This window comes from Streptococcus sanguinis, assembly GCF_019929225.1.
Classification (GTDB): domain Bacteria; phylum Bacillota; class Bacilli; order Lactobacillales; family Streptococcaceae; genus Streptococcus; species Streptococcus sanguinis_J.
Genome location: NZ_JAHZPA010000006.1, coordinates 23,317 through 44,828, shown reverse-complemented (window position 1 = coordinate 44,828; position 21,512 = coordinate 23,317). Strand labels below are relative to the sequence as shown.

Annotated in this window: 21 protein-coding genes and 1 tRNA gene; 18 read left to right on the top strand and 4 right to left on the bottom strand. The window is 42.8% G+C overall.

What is annotated here, in order from left to right; translation table 11 throughout:
* The 7 genes from K1I80_RS09600 to K1I80_RS09570 all read left to right on the top strand — a co-directional run bounded on the left by K1I80_RS09600 (position 1) and on the right by K1I80_RS09570 (position 8,070).
* A complete protein-coding gene (locus K1I80_RS09600) occupies positions 1–924 on the top strand; it encodes a LicD family protein (protein WP_223313685.1) in 924 nt (307 codons plus the stop codon).
* Positions 924–2,249 carry an O-antigen polymerase gene (locus K1I80_RS09595; protein WP_223313684.1) on the top strand — a complete coding sequence of 442 codons (1,326 nt, stop codon included), beginning with the start codon at positions 924–926 and terminating at the stop codon, positions 2,247–2,249. Before K1I80_RS09600 ends, K1I80_RS09595 begins: the two co-directional genes overlap by 1 nt.
* The gene (ispD, locus tag K1I80_RS09590) at positions 2,246–2,968 is read left to right on the top strand and encodes a 2-C-methyl-D-erythritol 4-phosphate cytidylyltransferase (RefSeq protein ID WP_002894037.1); all 723 of its coding nucleotides are present in this window, start codon (positions 2,246–2,248) and stop codon (positions 2,966–2,968) included. Before K1I80_RS09595 ends, ispD begins: the two co-directional genes overlap by 4 nt.
* A complete protein-coding gene (locus K1I80_RS09585; RefSeq protein ID WP_223313683.1) occupies positions 2,949–4,034 on the top strand; it encodes an NAD-dependent epimerase/dehydratase family protein in 1,086 nt (361 codons plus the stop codon). The genes ispD and K1I80_RS09585 overlap by 20 nt, the downstream gene beginning before the upstream one ends.
* A gap of 10 nt (positions 4,035–4,044) precedes the next feature.
* The gene (locus K1I80_RS09580) at positions 4,045–5,454 is read left to right on the top strand and encodes a lipopolysaccharide biosynthesis protein (RefSeq protein WP_223312064.1); all 1,410 of its coding nucleotides are present in this window, start codon (positions 4,045–4,047) and stop codon (positions 5,452–5,454) included.
* Between the two features lie 440 nt (positions 5,455–5,894).
* Positions 5,895–6,911, top strand: coding sequence for a UDP-glucose 4-epimerase GalE (galE, locus tag K1I80_RS09575; protein WP_223312065.1), 1,017 nt, complete (start codon positions 5,895–5,897; stop codon positions 6,909–6,911).
* 184 nt (positions 6,912–7,095) lie between these two features.
* Entirely contained in the window at positions 7,096–8,070 is a 975-nt protein-coding gene (locus tag K1I80_RS09570; protein WP_223312066.1) for an acyltransferase family protein, read from the top strand.
* 74 nt (positions 8,071–8,144) lie between these two features.
* On the opposite strand, the gene K1I80_RS09565 is transcribed toward K1I80_RS09570, so the two are convergent.
* Positions 8,145–9,020 carry an RluA family pseudouridine synthase gene (locus K1I80_RS09565; RefSeq protein WP_223312067.1) on the bottom strand — a complete coding sequence of 292 codons (876 nt, stop codon included), beginning with the start codon at positions 9,018–9,020 and terminating at the stop codon, positions 8,145–8,147.
* Positions 9,021–9,196: 176 nt separating this feature from the next.
* On the opposite strand from K1I80_RS09565, the gene pbp2a reads away from it, so the two are divergent.
* From pbp2a to nusG, 4 genes are all read left to right on the top strand, one after another.
* Entirely contained in the window at positions 9,197–11,425 is a 2,229-nt protein-coding gene (gene pbp2a, locus K1I80_RS09560; protein WP_223312068.1) for a penicillin-binding protein PBP2A, read from the top strand.
* 68 nt (positions 11,426–11,493) lie between these two features.
* Positions 11,494–11,646, top strand: coding sequence for a 50S ribosomal protein L33 (rpmG, locus tag K1I80_RS09555; protein WP_002894024.1), 153 nt, complete (start codon positions 11,494–11,496; stop codon positions 11,644–11,646).
* A 9-nt stretch (positions 11,647–11,655) separates the two neighbouring features.
* Positions 11,656–11,835, top strand: coding sequence for a preprotein translocase subunit SecE (secE, locus tag K1I80_RS09550; RefSeq protein WP_002894022.1), 180 nt, complete (start codon positions 11,656–11,658; stop codon positions 11,833–11,835).
* A 337-nt stretch (positions 11,836–12,172) separates the two neighbouring features.
* Positions 12,173–12,709, top strand: a complete 537-nt coding sequence (gene nusG / locus K1I80_RS09545) for a transcription termination/antitermination protein NusG (RefSeq protein ID WP_002894018.1) — start codon at positions 12,173–12,175, stop codon at positions 12,707–12,709.
* Between the two features lie 85 nt (positions 12,710–12,794).
* Here nusG and K1I80_RS09540 read toward each other — a convergent pair whose 3' ends face one another.
* Positions 12,795–13,559 (bottom strand): hypothetical protein, encoded by a 765-nt coding sequence (locus tag K1I80_RS09540; protein WP_223312069.1) that lies wholly within the window; start codon positions 13,557–13,559, stop codon positions 12,795–12,797.
* A gap of 128 nt (positions 13,560–13,687) precedes the next feature.
* Positions 13,688–13,758, bottom strand: a tRNA-Cys gene (locus K1I80_RS09535).
* 307 nt (positions 13,759–14,065) lie between these two features.
* On the opposite strand from K1I80_RS09535, the gene rpsB reads away from it, so the two are divergent.
* Both rpsB and tsf read left to right on the top strand, forming a co-directional pair.
* Positions 14,066–14,848, top strand: coding sequence for a 30S ribosomal protein S2 (gene rpsB / locus K1I80_RS09530; protein ID WP_002894015.1), 783 nt, complete (start codon positions 14,066–14,068; stop codon positions 14,846–14,848).
* Positions 14,849–14,920: 72 nt separating this feature from the next.
* Positions 14,921–15,964, top strand: a complete 1,044-nt coding sequence (tsf, locus tag K1I80_RS09525; RefSeq protein WP_223312070.1) for a translation elongation factor Ts — start codon at positions 14,921–14,923, stop codon at positions 15,962–15,964.
* Between the two features lie 99 nt (positions 15,965–16,063).
* On the opposite strand, the gene K1I80_RS09520 is transcribed toward tsf, so the two are convergent.
* A complete protein-coding gene (locus K1I80_RS09520) occupies positions 16,064–16,552 on the bottom strand; it encodes a hypothetical protein (RefSeq protein ID WP_223312071.1) in 489 nt (162 codons plus the stop codon).
* 146 nt (positions 16,553–16,698) lie between these two features.
* Here K1I80_RS09520 and K1I80_RS09515 point away from each other — a divergent pair, with 146 nt between their 5' ends.
* From K1I80_RS09515 to K1I80_RS09495, 5 genes are all read left to right on the top strand, one after another.
* The gene (locus tag K1I80_RS09515; protein WP_002894012.1) at positions 16,699–17,163 is read left to right on the top strand and encodes a CtsR family transcriptional regulator; all 465 of its coding nucleotides are present in this window, start codon (positions 16,699–16,701) and stop codon (positions 17,161–17,163) included.
* Entirely contained in the window at positions 17,164–19,593 is a 2,430-nt protein-coding gene (locus K1I80_RS09510; RefSeq protein ID WP_223312072.1) for an ATP-dependent Clp protease ATP-binding subunit, read from the top strand.
* An 83-nt stretch (positions 19,594–19,676) separates the two neighbouring features.
* Entirely contained in the window at positions 19,677–20,420 is a 744-nt protein-coding gene (locus tag K1I80_RS09505) for a DUF4272 domain-containing protein (protein ID WP_223312073.1), read from the top strand.
* Positions 20,421–20,462: 42 nt separating this feature from the next.
* Positions 20,463–20,948 carry an ECF transporter S component gene (locus K1I80_RS09500; RefSeq protein WP_223312074.1) on the top strand — a complete coding sequence of 162 codons (486 nt, stop codon included), beginning with the start codon at positions 20,463–20,465 and terminating at the stop codon, positions 20,946–20,948.
* Positions 20,932–21,333, top strand: coding sequence for a DUF4430 domain-containing protein (locus tag K1I80_RS09495; protein WP_002905510.1), 402 nt, complete (start codon positions 20,932–20,934; stop codon positions 21,331–21,333). Before K1I80_RS09500 ends, K1I80_RS09495 begins: the two co-directional genes overlap by 17 nt.
* Positions 21,334–21,512 lie beyond the last annotated feature (179 nt).

Genomic DNA, 21,512 nt, shown 5'->3' with positions numbered 1-21,512 from the left:
ATGAGAGGAACCAGTAAGATTGAATGGGAGTTGGCTTTGGGAGAACGCTTCAGCCCCATGTATCAGAAAATTACGGATGATAAATTAAAGGTTTTACAAAAAGCCTATTTACAAATGTATAAAAAATTTGATGCAGAGTGTCGTCGGCATCATATTCATTCCTACATGGTTGCAGGGACCTTGATTGGTTCTTTGCGACATGGGGGCTATATCCCTTGGGACGATGATATCGACTTGGTGATGTTCCGAGAGGACTACAATCGTCTGCAGGAAATCTTTGCGAACAGCGAGGACTTCGAGTTGATTTCTCCTGCGGATGCGACAGACAGTGTCTTTAAGGTTCTAAAGCTGCAGAGCAAGTCACTGACCTACTATGATGTTTTGGGAGAAGGTTTCAGTAAAAAGAAACATCTTTATCTTGATATGTTGCCAATTGACTTTGTTCCAGAGAATAATATGCTTCGCAAGCTCAAGGGGCTTCTGTTCAGAGCCTTGGATTTGTCACACAATAGCTCGCGCTGCTATACGAAGTTTACTCCGCATCTGACCTATATGGCTAAAGAATCCAAAGAACTCAGACAAAATCTTTGGATCCGAAGACTGATAGGCTTCCCTTCTTTTATCATGGGGCCGGCTAATATGTATAAGTTGATGGAAAAACTCATCCAGTCTAATAAGAAGACTTCAAAAATAACAATTGCTTATGGTGTAAAAGGCTATTTGGGAGAGACAATCGACTATGAAAGTTTCTATCCAGCTAAGAAGTATTCCTTTGAAGGCTATGAGTTCGATGGACCCAATGATGCGGACAAGTATCTGACCAATCGCTACGGTGATTACATGACACCGCCTGAAAGAAAAGAACAGACAGAACGTCATGTCAGATTGAGAGATAATTGGGTTGAATTAATAGAAGGAAGATAATGGTTTTTTTACTAATTTTGGGTGGCCTTTTCCTATTGTTTTTGACAATGAAAACAGTAGGGAGAGACTATGCTAACCCGGCTTTTATATACTTAGCAATATGGATGATAGCAAGCATTTTTACTGCATTTTATTCATCCAAATGGGGAGAGGGACTTTCTCTGATAACGGTCACTGTTATCTTTGTTGGAAATGTCATTTTTTTAATGGGAGTCCTCTTGTCATCGAATTTGTTTGCTGAGAGGAAGTTGGACGCCAAACCTAGTCAAATAAAGGTGAGTAATTTTTTCATTATTTTAGTTCTCTTGTTTTTGGCTTATGCGGTCAGGTTTATTTATTCCGATTTGCTTTACTTGGCGGCGCAGAGCAAGCAGGTACCTGGGGGATTGTTTAAAACCATTGAATTGGCTCGGCATATGACCACAAATTATGATTTCTCTCTTAGTCGTCTTAGCCTCAATTTGCTGCGAGTTAACTTTTCCTTAGGAATTGTTTTCTTCTACTTTTTCTGTGAATCTCTTTTTTCAGGAAAAGATGGCATTTTCTACAAGGGCAAGTTACTGCTGGTTAGTCTGATTTCTTTAGGTATTTCTCTCTTGTCTACCGGACGTACGGAGTTGCTGGGCTTGGTTGCAGGCTATGCTATTGTGTATATGTTGTTTTTCTCGAAGTATTATTCGTGGAAAGACAGCAGGTATGGTGTGAAGCTTTTTCACTCTTTGCTGATAATTGGCTTTGTATTCCTTGTCTTATTTATGGCGGTTGGAACCTTTGTTCTCAATCGAGTGGATAGTCAGGCAGAGTTTGGAATTTTGGATAATTTGGTTAAATATATGGGTTCACCCATTCAGGCTTTAGACTATTATCTAAAAAATCCTACTCTTTATAGCGATAATCAAGTCTTTGGAGAAAATACTCTTATTGCTATCTATGGAACATTGAAATCCCTTGGTCTGTCTAGCCATGAGCTGACACCTTTCTTGCCTGTTGTTCATTTTAACGACGATAAAACCAATGTTTACACAATTTATTACTACTTTATCAAAGATTTCGGCTATTTTTCAGTCCTTATCTTTCAGCTTTTATATGGCTTCTTTTATGGAAGTTTCTACTATTCTATCAAAAAACGCTATTTCACCCCGCTAAAGGTTATTGTTTTCGCTTTATTTGCGTATCCTTTGGTCATTTCATTCTTTCAGGAAACGTTGCTGTCATTGCTGACAACCCATATTAATCGGATTATCTATGCTTTTGTGATTTATATGGCAGCTGATTTACTGAGTAGAGTACGATTTACAACGAGAGGAAGGAAAGTATCGGTATGACGACATCAGCTCTGATATTCGCAGGCGGCACAGGCAGCCGCATGAATACCAAGACCTTACCCAAGCAGTTTTTAGAGTTGCACGGTAAGCCTATTATTATTCATACGATTGAGCACTTTGAAGACCATCCGGCAGTATCGGACATTGTGGTTGTCTGTGTAGACGGCTGGCTGGACTACTGCAGAGATTTATTAGCTCGATTCAATATTAAAAAAGTCAGTCAAGTGGTTCCTGGTGGAGAGACTGGCCAAATGTCTATTTTTAATGGTCTATCTGTCTTACGGGAAAAGTACAAGAATGATGACGACTATGTGTTGATTCATGATGGTGTTCGCCCCTTGATTGACGGGGGAATTATTTCTAAAAATATTGAAGCAGCCAAAAAGTATGGGGCAGCTATTACGGTTAAGCCGGTTATCGAAACAGTTATTCAGGTCGATGAGGCGGATGTTATTAATCAGGTTATCGAGCGTTCCACTTGTCAGACAGCTGTCGCCCCTCAAACCTTCGCGCTTTCGAAGATTCACTCCCTGCATTTAAAAGCTCAGGCAGAGAATCAGTTTGATATGACGGATTCTGCGACACTGGCTCGTTATTTTGGACTCCCTCTGCATACAGTTATGGGGGGCAGCGAAAATATTAAAATTACGACTCCATCTGATTTTTATATTTTTAGAGCGATTTACGAAGCGCGCGAGAATGCACAAATTTTTGGTTGATATGGGAAATAATACAATTTTACAAAAGGATATGGAAGACTTAGCTACTGTCAGTCCTATTCTCAGAGAACTGAGCAATGTTACAGTCTTGGTAACCGGAGCAACCGGACTTATAGGGAGACACTGCATTTCCGCTTTGATGGCTTTAAACGATTTGTACGAAGCTAATGTCAGAGTAGTGGCCTTGGCGCGAAATCAGAAAAAAGCGGAAGATCTATTTCAAGATTTTTTACATAGTGAGAATCTGCAGCTAGTGTATGCTGACTTGCTGTCAGATTGGCAGATAGAGGAGGATTTGGATTATATTATCCATGGAGCCAGTGCGACGGACTCCTCTTTTTTCGTTGAGCATCCTGTGGAGACAATTGATCTAGCCGTGAATGGAACAAAAAAAATGCTTGAGCTGGCTAAAAATAAGAAAGTTCACAGTATGGTTTACCTCTCTTCTCTGGAAGTCTATGGGACGACAAGTCCTGATGCTTCCAGCATTAGCGAGAAAGATTACGGTTATTTGGATCCAACCAGTGTCCGTAGCAGTTATTCGGAAAGCAAGCGCATGGCAGAGTCCTTGTGTGTAGGCTATTGTCATCAGTATCAGGTGCCGGTTAGAATGGCTCGTTTGTCACAAACTTTTGGCCCAGGTGTGAGCTATGAAGACAACAGAGTTTTTGCGCAGTTTGCGCGTGCCGTCCTTGAAAAGAGAGATATTGTTCTCCGAACTAAGGGGGAAACTGTTCGGAACTACTGCTATACCAAAGATGCTATTGAAGCTATTTTTTACATTCTGCTGAAAGGCCAAGCAGGTCAAGCTTATAATGTCGCCAATAAAGAGACGGCTATTTCCATTCGTGAGATGGCGGAAATGGTTATTGAACGAAGTGGTAGCAATGAAACGAAGTTGGTCTTTGATTTGGCAGAGGATGTGGAAAAGCTAGGCTATAATCCGACAGTTAAGATTCGTCTCAATACGGACAAGCTTGAGAGTTTGGGCTGGCAAGCTCATACTGATTTAGAAACCATGTTTTTACGTTTGATTGAGAGCATGGCAGCAGATAGGAAGGAATAGGAGGGCAAATTTGTCTGGTGGATTTAAAAAAATAATAGCTAATTTTTCCTATGTCGTCTTGTCCAATTTGCTAACAGTAATAGTTTCTTCTCTGGTTGTCTTGATTTTGCCTAAGATTATGGGTGTAGAGGAGTATGGCTACTGGCAACTCTATATTTTTTATTTATCTTATGCCGGTTTTGTTCATCTGGGTTGGGTGGACGGAATCTACCTGCGCTACGGTGGTTTGGAGTATGATGATCTGGATAAAGAAAAGTTTTTCTCTCAGTTTATCATGCTTTTGATCTATCTGACAGGGATTGGAATTTTATTTTTCTTAGGGACTTCTGCCTTTATTAGAGATGAGAGCAGTCGGTTTGTTTTTATACTTTTGGTTTATACCATGTTGGTCACCAATCTGCGCTTTCTCTTTGTGTACATTCTGCAGATGACTAATCGACTAAAGGAAAGTTCTTATGTTGTCAGTGGAGACCGCCTCCTCTATTTACTGCTTTTACTGGTCTTTATTTTCGTGGGTTTCCGAGACTTCAAGATTATGGTCTATGCAGATTTGATTGGTAGAGTTGTTTCTCTTTTTTATGCCATGTATCTATGCCGAGATATGGCCCTGCGACCTCTCCATCAGTTTAAGCTTGATATACGGGAAACAGTTCGCAATATTGCTGTCGGTATCAATCTGATGCTATCAAATGTAGCCAGTATGCTCATTATCGGGACGGTTCGAATGGGGATTCAAAAGGTATGGAACATTGCTACATTTGGGAAAGTATCCTTGACCTTGAGCATTTCCAATCTGCTGATGACCTTTATCAACGCTATCGGTTTGGTCATCTTTCCGATTTTGAAACGGACGGACGAAAGCAAGTTGCCTAAGATTTACAATCAGTTGCGGAATATCCTTATGGTTCTTATGTTTGGAGTGCTTTTGCTGTATTATCCCCTGAAAATAGCTTTGGACAGCTGGCTGCCGGCTTACAGAGAGTCCTTGATATTTATGGCTCTGGTCTTTCCTATGTCTGTCTACGAGGGCAAGATGGCTCTGCTTATCAATACCTACTTAAAAGCCTTGCGAATGGAGAGGCAGATTTTTAAAGTAAATGTTATTGCCATGCTTTTAAGCTTTGCTACTACCTTGATTTTTGCAGTTTCTCTGCGCAATCTGAATGCTACAGTGCTGTCTATCGTGCTATTGCTGGCGACTAGGAGTATATTGGCAGAGCTAATCTTAGCCAAAAGGATGCAGATCGAGGTTGTCAAAGATATCTGGATTGAGTTGCTAATGACGCTTGTATTTATTGCTTCGAATTGGTTTTTATCAGTTTATCTAGCTGCTGCAGCTTACGGATTTGTCTATCTGACCTACAGCATTTACAAATACAAAAGTTTGAAAGGTCTGCTCCAGCAATTGCGGGCTCGTTGATGCTCGGGAAATTATAAATAGTTTAACAATCTAAATGCTAAGCCCTGTCCGGGCTTTTTAGGTTTGTAATGTAGCGTTAGCATACAAAATTACTCTGGCTACAATTAGTTTGCTGAACCAGATATTGTATATAGTGGAAATGAAAGACAATTTTTCCAGCAACTTATTGCGGATTATGGTATTTTTGAGAATAACTAGAAATTAGCTAAAAATAATTCAGTTCTTTATGCCTGGGAATATAAATGGTTTTGCAAGTTATTCTACCATGAAGAGATTCCAAAAGGCATCAGGAGAGCAGACTGCTAGGATAGCAAATTAGGCTAGTTTTTGGTATTTTAAGTAAGTGCAGAATTCGGCGGTCAACTTTGGGAAGAGAAATACCTGTTAGTTACAATAGTAAAATTAAAGAGAACGTGAGAATTAGCAAGAAGAGGTGTCCTATGAAAAAAATTTTAGTTACAGGTGGAACGGGGTATATAGGCAGTCACACAGTGGTTGAACTAGTCGCAGCAGGCTATGGAGCCATTATCGTGGATAACTTTTCGAATAGCTCTCCAAAAGTGCTAGAGCGCTTAGAAACTATCACTGGTGTGAACATCCCGTTTTACAAGGGTTCGATTTCTGATAAAGGTCTGATGAACCAGATTTTCGAAGACAATCACATTGACGCAGTCATTCATTTAGCGGCCTATAAATCAGTAGAAGAATCGGTGCGGGAACCACTTAAATATTACGAAAATAATGTCAGTGCTGGTATTGCTCTTCTTGAAGTTATGAAAGAGCACAGGGTAGAACATATCATCTTTAGCTCCAGTGCCACAGTTTATGGAATGAATCATGGTTCATCCTTGACAGGAGATTTATCTACTCCAACGACCAATCCATATGGTTATACCAAGCTGATGATGGAGCAGATTTTGACGGATCTTGCTCGTGCACATTCAGATTGGTCTGTAACCAATCTTCGTTATTTTAATCCAATTGGTGCTCACGAGTCTGGTATGATTGGTGAGGCCCCAAATGGAATTCCTAATAATCTCATGCCTTATATTACTCAGGTTGCGGTCGGTAAATTACAAGAGCTTAGCGTTTTCGGAAATGACTATGATACACCTGACGGTACAGGAGTGCGGGATTATATCCATGTAGTCGATTTAGCCAAGGGTCATGTTTTGGCTTTGAAACATAATTTAGAAAATAAGGGTGTTGCTGTTTTCAATATTGGCACAGGAATTGGTTATAGTGTACTGGATATGGTTAAAGCCTTTGAGAATGTCAATGGAGTGAAAGTTCCTTATACTATCAAGGAGAGACGGCCTGGAGATGTGGCGACTTGCTATGCCGATGCAAGTAAGGCGAATGACATTTTGGGCTGGAAAGCTGAGAAAACTCTCCAAGATATGATGCGAGATTCTTGGAGATGGCAAAGCTCAAATCCTAATGGCTATGAAAGCTAACATGGAATATCAGTCAGATGAATAAAACTCTTCTGTAATAGTGCAGAAGAGTTTTTCTATATAAGAGCTGTCTTCTCCTACAGATGCAAAACTTTTTAAAGAATGTCATCAATTGATATGTTTTTTAATGGGCATGTAATCTGGTCTTGATGAGCTGTAATAATAAACATGCTATAATGTCTGCATGAAGACTGAAAACACAACTTTGCACGCTTTTAAGGCCCTAGCTTGCTTTAGTATTGTTTCCTTACACTTTCTGTTGCCGGGGCAATTTGGCGTTTTTTATCAAATTGTGGCCCGCTTTGCAGTTCCCTTTTTCATGATGCTGTCGGGCTATTTTTCCTTTAATATTTCTAGGGATAAGGTCAAGTATCGTCTCAAGCAGATGCTTCTTTTGACAGCTGCCAGTCTCCTATTTTACACGATTGTGCATTTTGTCAACCTAGTGCTGACCAGAGAACTAACAGAAAAGATGGCATCTATAGACCTGTCTGATTTTACAAACTTTTTCCTCTTTAACAGTCCCAGAGACTTGATTGGCTCAGCTGCTACACCGACCTGGTATTTGCTGGCGATTTCTTATATCTACACGCTTTATCTGGTTTTTTATAAGCATTTTCACCGCTTAACTAGCTTTGGTGTGTCCTTATTCTTGTTGGTCCTGGCCTTTTACATTGAGTTCAATATTAGTGGCACTCTTTACTATCGAAACTTCCTATTTATGGGCCTTCCCTTTTTTATTCTAGGCATGCAGTTTGCCAAGCATCGGGATCGGATTTTAGCCTACGACTTGTCTTCTGTCAGGAAATGGGCGATTGGCTTGGGAATAGCAGGCTTGATTCTGCTTGAGTACTGTTTCATGGGCACGGAGTATGACCTCTATCCTAGTACCCTTTTCTCGTCCAGTGCAATTTTCTTCTATGCGGTCAGAAATGGGACTGATATTGATATTCCTATTTTGAATAATATCGCCAAGAGATATGCCACCATGATTTATATCATTCATCCCTTCATTATCTTCATTTTCAGGTCGATAATGCCTCGGAATACCATTTATAGTTTTGGCTTTTTTATCATTTTCTTACTGTCTTACTTGCTGAGCATAGCTTTTCAGAAAACCATCAGACCCAGACTTATCAGTGCACTTCCGGCTCAGTGATGTAAGCTGTCATAGCTTATCCTCGCTTTGACTCCAAACTAAAAGCAACAGAGAATACTGTTGCTTTTCTTGGTCTATCTTGGGTTCAGACTGCTCAATACTTTTTCAAAATTGTCAGAGCGGGCTTCGACTGTTATTTTTTCTAGCGTAAAAGGGTGGGTGAAGGTCAGCCGATGGGCGTGGAGCATAAGCCGCCCTTTGGGCTGCAGATGATAAAGGGGGTCACCGATAAGAGGGTGTCCGTGGTGAGCTAGATGAACACGGATCTGATGGGTGCGGCCAGTCTTGAGTTGGCATTTGACCAAGGCAGCCTGCCCAAATTGCTTGACCCTAGTCACATGAGTCTCTGCATAGAGTCCTTTTTGGGGTTCGACTAACCGCTTCCTGCGGTCATGGCGGTCGCGGCCAATCTTGTCTTTATAGATCAGTTTTTTGCTTGGGAACTTGCCTTGAACCAGAGCCCAATATTCGCGGCTGATTTCTCGCTTTTCCAGCAGTCGATTGAGGATGGGCAGGACAAAGGGATTCTTGGCAAAGAGGACAGCACCGCTGGTTTCTTTATCCAGCCGGTGAACGACATAGCAGGTCTCGCCGACATAGGCAGAAACATGATTAAGCAGGGCTAGCTCTGTTGGTTCATTAGCATGGGTTTTCATACCCTCAGGTTTATTGACGATGATGAGGTGTTGGTCTTGGTAGAGCTCTTCTACGAGTTCGCCATTTCCAAATAAGATTGTCTTTTGAGGATAATCCTCCTCGTCAAATATCAGGCAGATATCATCTCCAGGTTTGACTACAGTCTGCCAGTTGATAGCTAGACCGTTGACGGACACATGTTTTTTGGTCCGCAGAAAATGACGGATTTTTCGTGGAATGAGAAATTGTTCTTCCAGCAGCTCTTTGACTGTCATAGCGGGCAGTCCATCTGGGATAGTGAGTGTAAATTTCATACATTTATTGTAGCAGAAAGCCAGAACTTTGAAAATAGGCAGTGTCGGATAAGACTTGCTGCAGAGGCTTTTAAACGGCTATTTAATATACCCTTTTTCTTAAAAATAACTAAAAATCAGACAGGAAATAGGGTACTTTCTTGTCTGCACCTAAATAAGGTGATAAAATAAGGTTTATGAAGAATTTAAAAGATTTGTTTGAAAAATTAGTAGATTATTTTACTATACAGAAACCTCAAAAAGAAGCAGCAGAGGAGGTGGAGCTGACAGAAGAGCAGGCTAAGTCTGGTCTCAGCCGTTCGGGCAAGACCAAGAAGAAACCTCTCTCTCAGCACCCTATCCGTCGTTTTTGGCGTAGGTTTCATCTGACCAAGATATTCCTGATTCTCGGCTTGACCTTTGGTCTGGTGGTCGGCGGCTATCTCTTTTATGTGGCTAAGACGACCAATGTCAAGGATTTGCAGAATGCCCTTAAAGCTACCACGCTCATCTTTGACAAGGATGGCAATGAAGCGGGAAGCCTGTCTGGTCAGAAAGGAACCTATGTCGAGCTGACCGAGATTAGTCAAGATTTACAGAATGCTGTCATCGCGACAGAGGACCGGACTTTTTATGAGAATGGCGGGATTAACTACAGTCGTTTTATCCTAGCTATCCTGACGGCTGGTCGCTCTGGTGGGGGTTCTACCATTACCCAGCAGCTGGCCAAGAATGCCTATCTGTCTCAGGACCAGACCATTGAGCGGAAGGCCAAGGAATTTTTCCTGGCTCTGGAAATCAATAAGAAATACAGCAAGCAGGAAATCCTGACCATGTACCTCAATAACTCTTACTTTGGGAATGGGGTCTGGGGTGTCGAGGATGCCTCTAAGAAATATTTCGGAGTCTCGGCTAGCCAGCTCAGCCTGGACCAGTCGGCTGTTCTGGCTGGTATGCTCAAAGGACCAGAGATTTATAATCCGCTGTACTCGGTTGAGAATGCGACCAATCGCCGTAATACGGTGCTGCAAAACATGGTTGCTGCAGGCTTTATTGATCAGGGGACAGCCGATCAGGCAGCCGCTGTAGGAATTGGCGGCCAGCTGGTTGATGCTTATGCCGGTAAGTCAGAAGACTATCGCTACCCATCCTATTTCGATGCGGTTATCAATGAAGCGGTGAATGACTATGGCCTGACAGAAGAAGAGATTGTCAATAATGGCTATCGCATTTATACAGAATTGGATCAGAACTACCAAGCCAGCATGCAGGTTATTTACAGCAATGTCTCTCTCTTTCCTGTAGCAGAAGATGGCACTATGGCTGAGTCGGGCAGTGTTGCCTTGGATCCGAAAACCGGCGGTGTGCGGGCACTAGTAGGGCGAGTCAATAGCGCAGAAGTATCGACCTTCAGAAGCTTTAACTATGCAACCCAGTCCTCTCGTAGCCCCGGCTCTACTATCAAGCCTTTGGTTGCTTACAGTCCAGCCGTCGCTGCTGGTTGGCCGACAGATAAGGAGCTAGATAATACCAGAACCACCTTTGGCGACTATACCATCAACAACTACGGCAATATCCAAAGCTCCCCTAAAGTGCCAATGTATCAGGCCTTGGCAGAATCTCTGAACATTCCAGCTGTTTCAACTGTAGACGAGCTAGGCATTAACAAAGCCTTTGAGTACGGGAAAAAGTTTGGTCTGAATATGGACAAGGTTGATAAGACTTTGGGAGTAGCGCTAGGAAGCGGAGTTACAACCAATCCAATGCAGATGGCGCAGGCATATTCAGTCTTTGCCAATGGCGGTGTGATGAATGATGCCCATCTCATTACAAAAATTGAAAATGCCAGCGGTCAGGTTGTCAAGACCCATCGCCAAACCTCTACCCGAGTTCTCAATAGCTCAACGACTGACAAGATGAACAGCATGATGCTGGGGACTTTCTCGAACGGTACAGGTATCTATGCGGCTCCGTATGGCTATACTATGGCTGGTAAGACCGGTACGACTGAAACGGACTTTAACCCGGATCTATCTGGTGACCAATGGGTTATTGGTTATACGCCAGATGTGGTTATCAGCCAGTGGCTAGGCTTTCCAAAAACTGATGAGACCCACTATCTGACTGGGACCAGTGCGAATGAAGCCTCGGCAGTTTTCCGAAATGTTGCCAATAGCATTCTGCCATATACAGAAGGAACTTCCTTTGAAGGGCAGAAGAATGCCTATGCTGCCAACGGCATTGCCCCTGTGGACACCTATGGTACCGAAGAAACGGGAACTACAACTGAAAATAAAGACTTCCTGCAGGACGTTCAGGACCGAGCTCAAAATCTGGTGGATGAAGCCAAGAAAGCCATTGATGACACTGGTATTCCTGAGAAAGCGAAAAACCTCTGGGATACTGTTACCAGCTGGTTTCAATAGGATTTAAAAGAGCTGAACGGCTTGTCAAAAGCATAGAATCCTGCTATAATAAGAAAGATGGAGGCGTTATGGCATTAAAAAAAGCGAGTCTAGCGTGTACAGTCTGTGGTTCTAGGAACTACTCGGTTAAGCTCAGTAGCACTCCAAAACCAACGCGTTTAGAAGTTAATAAATTTTGTAAGCATTGCAGTAAATACACCCTGCATAAAGAAACTAGATAGGAGATTGTTGTGAAATTCTTTAAAGATGTTTTTAAATTATTGAAAGATACAACTTGGCCTACACGAAAAGAAAGATGGACAGATTTTATTTCTGTCATGGAATACACTGCATTCTTTGTAGTAATCATCTATATCTTTGACAAAGTAGTGGCAAGCGGTCTTTTCCAGATTCTGAATATTTTCTCTTAATAACTGTAGAGGAAATAGAAAAGAATACTGCGACAGGTATATCATTAAAAGTCCCATCTATTGTGAGTAGGTGGGGCTTTTGACGTATGCACTTATTTATGCGCTGACAATTTCAGTCAGCTTAAAAAAAATCAAATCTATCTCTAATTCATCGTTTGAAATAAAAATTTCTCATACTAGACAACGCTGATTCAAGAATTTTGGGGCAGAATTAAAAGGCTTTGATTTGTCAGGAAAATAGTTATTAAATTCCTTTGCATTTGGGGAAATTATGGTATAATAGGGCTAGAAAGAAGCAGAAGCCCGCAGGCTTTTTTATTTAGGAAAGGATGAACTCATGGACAGTTTTGACAAAGGTTGGTTTGTACTGCAGACCTATTCAGGCTATGAAAACAAGGTAAAAGAAAATCTTTTGCAGCGCGCTCAGACTTATAATATGCTGGAAAATATCTTGCGCGTGGAAATCCCTACTCAGACCGTGCAAGTAGAGAAAAATGGCAAGACCAAGGAAATCGAAGAAAATCGCTTCCCTGGTTATGTTTTGGTGGAAATGGTCATGACAGATGAAGCTTGGTTTGTCGTGCGGAACACTCCGAATGTAACAGGATTTGTCGGGTCACACGGAAACCGCTCTAAACCAACGCCGCTCTTGGAAGAAGAGATTCGCAACATTCTCATTTCCATGGGTCAAACAGTGCAGGAATTTGACTTGGATGTCAAGGTTGGGGATACCGTTCGTATCATAGATGGTGCCTTCACTGACTATACAGGTAAGATTACGGAGATTGATAATAACAAGGTCAAGATGATTATTTCCATGTTTGGCAATGACACTGTGGCCGAAGTTAATCTTAGCCAGATTGCAGAGCTTTAATCGACGAAGCCGCTATCCTCGTCAAAAATAAAATCCAAGACTAAAAACGTCTTGGATTTTTGTGTTTTTGGAGCCAATTGTAAGATTACTTATCCTTAATGACAGAGTCAATAATGTCTTTGGTTTGTTTCATTTGATAGGTAGACATTATCCCAACGATTTGATTGTTCTGGGTAGAGAAACTAAACTGTTCGTCATTGGAATTTTTATAGACAAAGGTTGTATCGCGTTCTGAACGCATAATCATTTCCGGACGACCAAGCTTGTCGAAAGCTGTCTTGGGAGTGTCAGATGTGGTGATGCTAGAATAGCTGCTTTTGGCTGGTTGAGCGTCTTTTAGACTAAAACTCAAATTTGTCAGGACATTATTGGTAAAGTAGCACATAATGTCTCCGTTGTCTGTGTGCCAGATGTTGACAGAGTTGCCAGGGTCATTCTCATCAGTGCTGAATGTAGGTTGGCCTAGAGCCGCTGTCACCTCATCGTAAGACGTTTTAGGTTTGTCACCATTGATATCCTCTCCGTTTACCTGAATGACAAAGCCAGTGGAAATATGGAAATTTCTTATTTTCTCTAATTCAGGAATAGAAGCTGCATCTGGTATGTATTGTAGTGCAGAAGCATCATCTGGATCAAAGGTAGCACGTTTCTGAAATACCTCATCACTACTTTCATAGGTGCTAGAGCTACTGCTAGATGATTTACTGGATGTTTCCTTAGAGGATGAACTTTTCGAAGCTTTGAGGGAGCTAGGTGTCTTTTTTCTTTGCTGTGTCTGCTTGGCAGGCATACAGGCTGAGAGAGCTAGCAGAGAGAGAAAGCTGAGGGCATAGAAGCTAACTTTTTTCATAATCAATCTTTTTCCTTTCGCTGATGATGAATGATATTTTTATAATATTATATCAGCAAAATTTGCTAGAAACAATAGGAAATGCAATAAAAAAGCCCTTTGAGGGACTTCTAGAAATATATTTACGAAGGCGGTAGACGGATTTGAACCGACGATCAAGCTTTTGCAGAGCCGTGCCTTACCACTTGGCTATACCGCCGCGACTCTTATTATTCTATCGTAAATACTTGCTTTCGTCAAGAGTCTTTCATAGTCAAAGCAGAAAATGTTAGACGCTGCCATTCAGAACTCTTCGGGAAATACATGTTCTAATGAGAGGTAGAATTCATTCTTAGTGGCATAAAATCTGGCAAACACCTTGTCAAAGAGCTGCGTTTTTGTTATAATAGAGGGTGCCGTGTAAATGGCAAAATACTCATTTTAGATGAATTGTGGGACTGTTGCCCTCGGGTGGTCTTGCGAGCTGAAATCTAAAAGAGGAAAAAAACAAAAAGGAGAATTTACTCATGGCAGTAATTTCAATGAAACAACTTCTTGAGGCTGGTGTTCACTTTGGTCACCAAACTCGTCGCTGGAACCCTAAGATGGCTAAGTACATCTTCACTGAGCGTAACGGTATCCACGTAATCGACTTGCAGCAAACTGTAAAGTATGCTGACCAAGCTTACGACTTTATGCGTGATGCTGCTGCTAACGATGCAGTTATCCTCTTCGTTGGTACTAAGAAGCAAGCTGCTGACGCTGTCAAAGAAGAAGCAGAACGTTCAGGTCAATACTTCATCAACCACCGTTGGTTGGGTGGAACTCTTACAAACTGGTCTACTATCCAAAAACGTGTAGCTCGTTTGAAAGAAATCAAACGCATGGAAGAAGACGGAACTTTCGAAGTTCTTCCTAAGAAAGAAGTCGCTCTTCTCAACAAACAACGTGCTCGTCTTGAAAAATTCTTGGGCGGTATCGAAGATATGCCTCGCATCCCAGATGTGATGTACGTAGTTGACCCTCATAAAGAGCAAATCGCTGTTAAGGAAGCTAAGAAATTAGGTATCCCAGTGGTTGCCATGGTTGATACTAACACTGATCCTGATGATATCGATGTTATCATCCCAGCTAACGACGATGCAATCCGTGCGGTTAAATTAATCACTGCGAAAATGGCTGATGCTGTTATCGAAGGCCGTCAAGGTGAAGATAGCGTTGAATCAGTAGAAGCAGAATTGGCTGCAACTGAAACTCAAGCAGATTCTATCGAAGAAATCGTTGAAGTTGTTGAAGGTTCAAACGAATAATCAGTAAACTAACCTAAAGGGGCGGGGCTCAGCCCAGCTCCTTTATTTACATTAAAAAATAGGAGAAGAAAAATGGCAGAAATTACAGCTAAGCTTGTCAAAGAATTGCGTGAAAAATCTGGTGCTGGTGTCATGGACGCTAAAAAAGCACTTGTTGAAACTGATGGTGACATCGAAAAAGCGATTGAATTACTTCGCGAAAAAGGGATGGCAAAAGCAGCTAAGAAAGCTGACCGTGTTGCCGCTGAAGGTCTGACAGGTGTTTACGTAAACGGTAATGTTGCCGCTGTTGTTGAAGTGAATGCTGAAACTGACTTCGTTGCGAAAAATGCTCAATTTGTTGACTTGGTAAATGCAACTGCGAAAGTAATCGCTGAAGGCAAGCCGGCTAACAACGAAGAAGCACTTGCTTTGACAATGCCTTCAGGTGAAACTCTTGAAGCTGCATACGTATCTGCAACTGCAACTATCGGAGAAAAAATCTCTTTCCGTCGCTTTGCTTTGATTGAAAAGACAGATGCTCAACACTTTGGTGCTTACCAACACAACGGTGGCCGTATCGGAGTTATCTCCGTTATCGAAGGTGGAGACGATGCTCTTGCTAAGCAAATCTCTATGCACATTGCTGCGATGAAACCAACTGTTCTTTCATACAAAGAATTGGATGAGCAATTTGTCAAAGATGAATTGGCACAATTGAACCATGTCATCGATCAAGACAACGAAAGCCGTGCAATGGTTGGTAAACCAGCTCTTCCACACTTGAAATACGGTTCTAAAGCTCAATTGACTGATGCAGTCGTTGCTCAAGCTGAAGTAGACATCAAGGCTGAGTTGGCTGCTGAAGGCAAACCAGAAAAGATCTGGGACAAGATCATCCCAGGTAAAATGGACCGCTTCATGCTTGACAACACTAAAGTTGACCAAGCATACACACTTCTTGCACAAGTATACATCATGGATGACAGCAAGACAGTTGAAGCTTACCTTGAATCAGTAAATGCTTCAGTAGTTGAGTTCGCTCGCTTTGAAGTTGGTGAAGGTATCGAAAAAGCTGCTAACGACTTTGAAAACGAAGTAGCTGCAACAATGGCTGCTGCTCTTGGTCAAAACTAATCGTTTTTAGCTTAAAAATAGAACGATAAAAAGGTCTGAGAAAAAATCTCAGACCTTTTTATAGGTTTTGAAACATCAAGTGTAGAATGGTGAGCAGCATTACTTAGCTGCTTTTTCTCTTTCTTCCTTATGAGCAATCAAGCCGTTGGTAAAAATCAAGACTGCCAAGAGGAAGAGAAGCACTGTCGTTTGGGGGTAAGTTAAGCTAAACTGATAGACTTTGGTAATAAACAAAAAGGGCAGAGTAACCACCATCATAATCAGAAAGCTATACCATTTGACTCGGTTACTGACTAGCTCCTGTTCGAAGAGCAGGGGAGCATAAAGACAGGCGATGAGAGCTCCGATAGGAATATCAACAAAGTCAGCAGAAAAGATGGTGAAAATACTCAGAGCTGCAAAGAGCCATTTGAGTACATGACGAGAATAGTTGAGCCAATCCATTTTCATTGGATTATCCTCCTTGTTTAGATGATAGTTGGCAGGCAGGAGTTTCTGTCTGTCTTTTCCTTGTGGATTTCCACCTATATTATAACGCTTTAAAAGCAAAAAGCAAGCGGTTACACAATCATAGCAAAGCTTTTTCACTAGTTTGAATTATCAGACCTTTCAGTCATCCCTTTTTCTTTCAAAATAGAGACTTTTCCGGTATAATATTAGTCAAAGATAGTCAATGTTAGAGAAACGACAAAAGAAGAGATTTATTCTGAAATTTTCAACTGGAAAGGGAAGTTATGAGTGCAAAAAACACATCGGACAGTATTGAAGCATATATCAAGTCTATTCTGGCTCAGGCTGGGATGGTTGAATTGAAACGCAGTGAACTGGCTGATGTTTTTCAGGTGGTTCCCAGTCAGATTAACTATGTGATTAAGACGCGTTTTACAGAAAGTCGGGGCTATATCGTTGAGAGTAAGCGTGGTGGCGGCGGCTATATTCGGATTGGAAAGATTGAATTTTCCGACCGGCATCAGATGCTTTGCGGTCTGTACGACAGTGTGGGAGAGCGTGTCAGCCAGCAGGTTTTCACAGATGTTATTCAGCTTCTTTTTGATGAAAAGATTATGACTGAACGTGAGGGCAATCTAATCTTGTCAACAGCATCGGACTCGATTTTGGGTGATGGAGCTGCGGTGATTCGTGCCCGAATATTAAAAAAGATTTTACAACAACTAGACAGAAAAGGAATGGAATCATAAATGAAATACTCAAAAGCCTTAATAGAAAGCTTGGAAGCAGCCCAGCTCTTGGCCGGCCATTTTACGACAGATTATCTGGAATCATGGCATCTGCTGATTGCTCTGGCTAATAATCCCTACAGCGTTGCTGGCTCAGTCCTCAATGAGTTTCCTGTGGAAGTTGATGGATTTGAAGAAGCGGCTTTTCAGATTACTGGTCAGGCTTATCAGAAAGACGGTCACTTTGAGCTGCTGCCTTTTTCTTATCGCTTAGAGGAGTTGTTTGAGGAGGCGGGGCAGATTGCAGAAGCTGTTCGGGCTAAGCATGTAGGTACTGAGCATGTGCTGCTGGCTATGCTATTTGATCGGGGAACCTTGGCCTCTCGTATCTTGGAATTTACCGGCTTTAGCTACGAGGACAAGGAGCAGGGACCGAAAATCAGTGATTTGCGAAAGGTCTTGGAGCAGCGAGCTGGCTGGGGCAAGGAAGATATCAAGGCTATTCGCAGTCTGAATAAGGGGGTAATGGCTGCCAAGCAGACCATGGCTAATATGATGGGGATGCCGGCTTCTACTAGCGGAGGCCTAGAAGACTACACCCGTGATCTGACCGAGCTGGCCAGAGCTGGCCGATTGGAGCCCGTCATTGGCCGTGATCAGGAAATTTCACGGATAGTTCAGATTCTCAGTCGTAAGACTAAAAACAATCCAGTGCTGGTTGGAGATGCTGGGGTTGGTAAGACAGCTCTGGCCTTAGGACTGGCCCAGCGTGTAGCAGCTGGTCAGGTTCCTGCTGAACTGGCCAAGATGCGGGTTTTGGAGCTGGACTTGATGAATGTAGTCGCTGGAACTCGCTTTCGCGGAGATTTCGAGGAGCGGATGAACAATATCATCAATGACATTGAAGAAGATGGTCATGTCATTCTCTTCATCGATGAGCTGCATACTATCATGGGCTCTGGCAGTGGTATTGACTCGACCTTGGATGCGGCCAATATCCTGAAACCGGCTCTGGCTCGCGGCACTCTGCGGACAGTTGGCGCCACGACCCAGGAAGAGTATCAGAAACATATTGAAAAAGATGCGGCTCTTTCTCGGCGTTTTGCCAAGGTCAGCATAGAAGAGCCTAATGTGGCTGACAGCATTGCCATTTTACAAGGTCTGAGAAAGAGCTATGAGGACCATCACAAGGTACAGATTAGTGATCAGGCGATTGAGACGGCGGTGAAATATGCCCATCGCTATCTGACTAGCAAGCATCTGCCAGACTCTGCCATTGATCTTTTGGACGAGGCTAGTGCGACAGTCCAGAACAGAGGGCCGCAGAATTACGAGCAGTCGGATTTGACGCCAGTGGATCAAGCCTTGATGGCAGCGGACTTTAAAAAGGTGTCGAAGCTGCTTGAGCAAGAGCAGCACCCCAAGCTCTATAAACTGAAAGTGGAAGAAGACGATGTCTTGGCTACTCTTAGTGGCTTGTCTGGGATTCCAGTGCAGAAGCTGACTCAGACAGATGCAAAGAAATACCTCAATTTGGAAACAGAACTGCATAAACGCGTGATTGGGCAGGACGAGGCGATTTCAGCTATCAGCCGAGCTATCCGACGGAACCAGTCTGGTATCCGCAGTAGCAAGCGTCCGATTGGCTCCTTTATGTTCCTAGGTCCGACAGGGGTCGGGAAGACAGAGCTAGCCAAGGCATTGGCCGAAAGTCTCTTCGATGATGAATCTGCCCTCATCCGCTTTGATATGAGTGAGTACATGGAGAAATTCGCGGCTAGCCGTCTCAACGGAGCGCCTCCAGGTTATGTAGGCTATGAAGAAGGAGGGGAGCTGACGGAGAAGGTGCGCAACCGACCTTATTCTGTCCTGCTCTTTGATGAGGTAGAAAAGGCGCATCCAGATATTTTCAATGTTCTCCTGCAGGTCTTGGATGACGGTCAGTTGACTGACAGCAAGGGCCGCAAGGTGGACTTCTCCAACACGATTATTATCATGACCAGCAATCTGGGGGCAACCAGTTTGCGGGATGATAAGACGGTGGGCTTTGGAGCGCGGGATATTCGCTTGGACCATGCCAATATGGAAAAACGGATGCTGGAAGAGCTTAAGAAAGCTTATCGACCAGAGTTTATCAACCGTATCGACGAGAAGGTAGTTTTCCACAGTTTATCTGCAGAAGATATGCAGGAAGTGGTCAAGGTTATGGTTAAACCGCTCATTGCCAGTCTTGCTGATAAGGGAATTGAGCTGAAGTTCCAGGCTAGTGCCCTTAAGCTGCTGGCTCAGGAAGGCTACGATGTGGAAATGGGAGCACGGCCATTGCGCCGCACTCTGCAGACTCAGGTAGAGGACAAGCTGTCTGAGCTCCTCTTGACAGGAGATTTGACAACGGGTCAAACTCTTAAGGTCGGGGTCAAGGCTGGCCAACTCAAGTTCGAAGTGGCCTAGAAATCGAAGTCTTTCAACGGAAAGTTGTTTGCTCGCGGTTAATCCCTGATAGCAATTATACCGAACAGTTATTTCATCATTCAATGAAACTGGGAATTGAAGGATTGGAGACTGATATGTCGTTTTTTAAAGATTTGTTTGCTGGCAAGAAGGCCAGAGTGAAAACGCCAGAAGAGCGCAAGGCAGCTAGTATCCAGCGTTTGAAAAAGGAGGGCATTCCTTACATTGAGCATTTGCCGGTCATCGAAAGTGCTGAGCAGGTACGGCCGCGCTCGCTAGAAGAAATTGCGCAACGAGCTATTAGCAGCCTCTTGATTATTCAGGCGGCCTTGGATATCGAAAATAATAATTATAATGAGGAGAGTCGCCAGTGGCTGCAGGATAAACTGCAGCAATACGGGGTTCAGGAAGAGCTGACGCCCAAAGAAAGGGCAGTCTTGGAAGATCGTGCTGACCCGGCAGCTATCATCAATATGGTTTGGAAATACGAGGCCTATTGGTCCTTGATTTGGTACTTGGGTCTAGTAGATACTTTACCGTTTCCAGATAAGATTTGTGATTGTGATGCTGCTATTGACGCAGTCGCTAGTGCGGTTGACTTTCAGGAATTTCTGGGTAAATGCCAACCGCGCAGCTTAGAAGAGTTACTGGATGAGGATGACTTGATTTATCGTTATCATTGGGCCTGTGTTGAGGCTCGGATTCATGACCAGCCAGCACCGGCTGGCCTTGATGAAAGTGTTGTTCTGGAGAGGCGGTCTGGTCTTGACTGGCTGCTGGGGCTGAATACGGCCCAGGACTGGGATGCTGTTGAGCTGCATACCTAGTCCAAATCCTCTTGATTCACTCAATTAGAAAAGGAGGTACCTTTGTCCGCTCGCAAAATGGCTAAAATTGCCATCCTATCGGCTCTATGTGTGGCCTTTCGCTATGCATTTTCCTTTCTGCCCAATGTGCAGCCTATCTCAGCTATCTTTTTCCTGATAGTTATCTTTGAGGATTTGCAGACTTCACTCCTAGTGATGGCTGTGACGATGTTTACATCAGCCTTTCTTTTGGGAATGAGTCCGATCGTCCTCTTTCAGTTGCTGTCCTTTGGACTGATTCTTTGCCTTTGGCGGCTGCTCTATTCTCGGTTAAATCTAGTGGGACAGGGAATAGCAGCAGCTCTCCTATCCTTTGGCTATGGCATTGCCATTGATACACTGACAGCCTTGCTTTACAACTATCACTGGTGGTCTTATGCGATTATCAATGCTTTGACTTTCAATATAGCGCACGGACTGTCGACCTTGTTTTTTTACCCACTCTTGTACCCTATTTTAAGGAGGCTCTATAATGAAAAAAATCTTTAGTTTGCTCACACTTGCTTTTGCCCTTCTCCTTGTTGGTTGCGGCAGCAGCCAGACAAATACTGACAAGAGCTCTAGCTCAGCTGATTCTTCTGTCAAAAAGGAACTGAAAATCAGCATCAGTATTGCACCAGAAGGTCAGGAGAAGAGCGAGAAAACGGTGGCTGTTGCAGAAGGAAAGACAGCTATGGATGCTTTGAAGAAGGCCTATAAGGTCGAAGAAAAAGATGGTTTTATCACTTCTATTGACGGTCATGCTCAGGATGAAGCAAAGGGTCTCTACTGGATGTTTAAGGTCAACGGAGAAATGGCTCCTAAGGCAGCCAATCAAATTACTGTCAAGGATGGAGACAAGCTGGAATTCTACCAAGAAGTCTATCAGCAATAAATCTTTTATAAAAAGAATCTGATGCTTAAAGCATTAGGTTCTTTTTTGTGTCCTTGAAACAGTTTTAAAGTGTCTGAAAATATTTTTATAAAATTTTATAAAAAACTATTGACAAAAAGAAAATATAGTTTATAATAAAAACATAGAAAGAACAAAATATAAAAAGCAATAAAAAGGAT

Excerpts from the sequence above, each read along its gene's own strand:
- K1I80_RS09600 (WP_223313685.1), top strand. The coding sequence starts at position 1 with ATGAGAGGAACCAGTAAGATTGAATGGGAGTTGGCTTTGGGAGAACGC.
- K1I80_RS09595 (WP_223313684.1), top strand. The coding sequence starts at position 924 with ATGGTTTTTTTACTAATTTTGGGTGGCCTTTTCCTATTGTTTTTGACA.
- ispD (WP_002894037.1), top strand. The coding sequence starts at position 2,246 with ATGACGACATCAGCTCTGATATTCGCAGGCGGCACAGGCAGCCGCATG.
- K1I80_RS09585 (WP_223313683.1), top strand. The coding sequence starts at position 2,949 with ATGCACAAATTTTTGGTTGATATGGGAAATAATACAATTTTACAAAAG.
- galE (WP_223312065.1), top strand. The coding sequence starts at position 5,895 with ATGAAAAAAATTTTAGTTACAGGTGGAACGGGGTATATAGGCAGTCAC.
- K1I80_RS09570 (WP_223312066.1), top strand. The coding sequence starts at position 7,096 with ATGAAGACTGAAAACACAACTTTGCACGCTTTTAAGGCCCTAGCTTGC.
- K1I80_RS09565 (WP_223312067.1), bottom strand. The coding sequence starts at position 9,020 with ATGAAATTTACACTCACTATCCCAGATGGACTGCCCGCTATGACAGTC.
- pbp2a (WP_223312068.1), top strand. The coding sequence starts at position 9,197 with ATGAAGAATTTAAAAGATTTGTTTGAAAAATTAGTAGATTATTTTACT.
- rpmG (WP_002894024.1), top strand. The coding sequence starts at position 11,494 with ATGGCATTAAAAAAAGCGAGTCTAGCGTGTACAGTCTGTGGTTCTAGG.
- nusG (WP_002894018.1), top strand. The coding sequence starts at position 12,173 with ATGGACAGTTTTGACAAAGGTTGGTTTGTACTGCAGACCTATTCAGGC.
- K1I80_RS09540 (WP_223312069.1), bottom strand. The coding sequence starts at position 13,559 with ATGAAAAAAGTTAGCTTCTATGCCCTCAGCTTTCTCTCTCTGCTAGCT.
- rpsB (WP_002894015.1), top strand. The coding sequence starts at position 14,066 with ATGGCAGTAATTTCAATGAAACAACTTCTTGAGGCTGGTGTTCACTTT.
- tsf (WP_223312070.1), top strand. The coding sequence starts at position 14,921 with ATGGCAGAAATTACAGCTAAGCTTGTCAAAGAATTGCGTGAAAAATCT.
- K1I80_RS09515 (WP_002894012.1), top strand. The coding sequence starts at position 16,699 with ATGAGTGCAAAAAACACATCGGACAGTATTGAAGCATATATCAAGTCT.
- K1I80_RS09510 (WP_223312072.1), top strand. The coding sequence starts at position 17,164 with ATGAAATACTCAAAAGCCTTAATAGAAAGCTTGGAAGCAGCCCAGCTC.
- K1I80_RS09505 (WP_223312073.1), top strand. The coding sequence starts at position 19,677 with ATGAAACTGGGAATTGAAGGATTGGAGACTGATATGTCGTTTTTTAAA.
- K1I80_RS09495 (WP_002905510.1), top strand. The coding sequence starts at position 20,932 with ATGAAAAAAATCTTTAGTTTGCTCACACTTGCTTTTGCCCTTCTCCTT.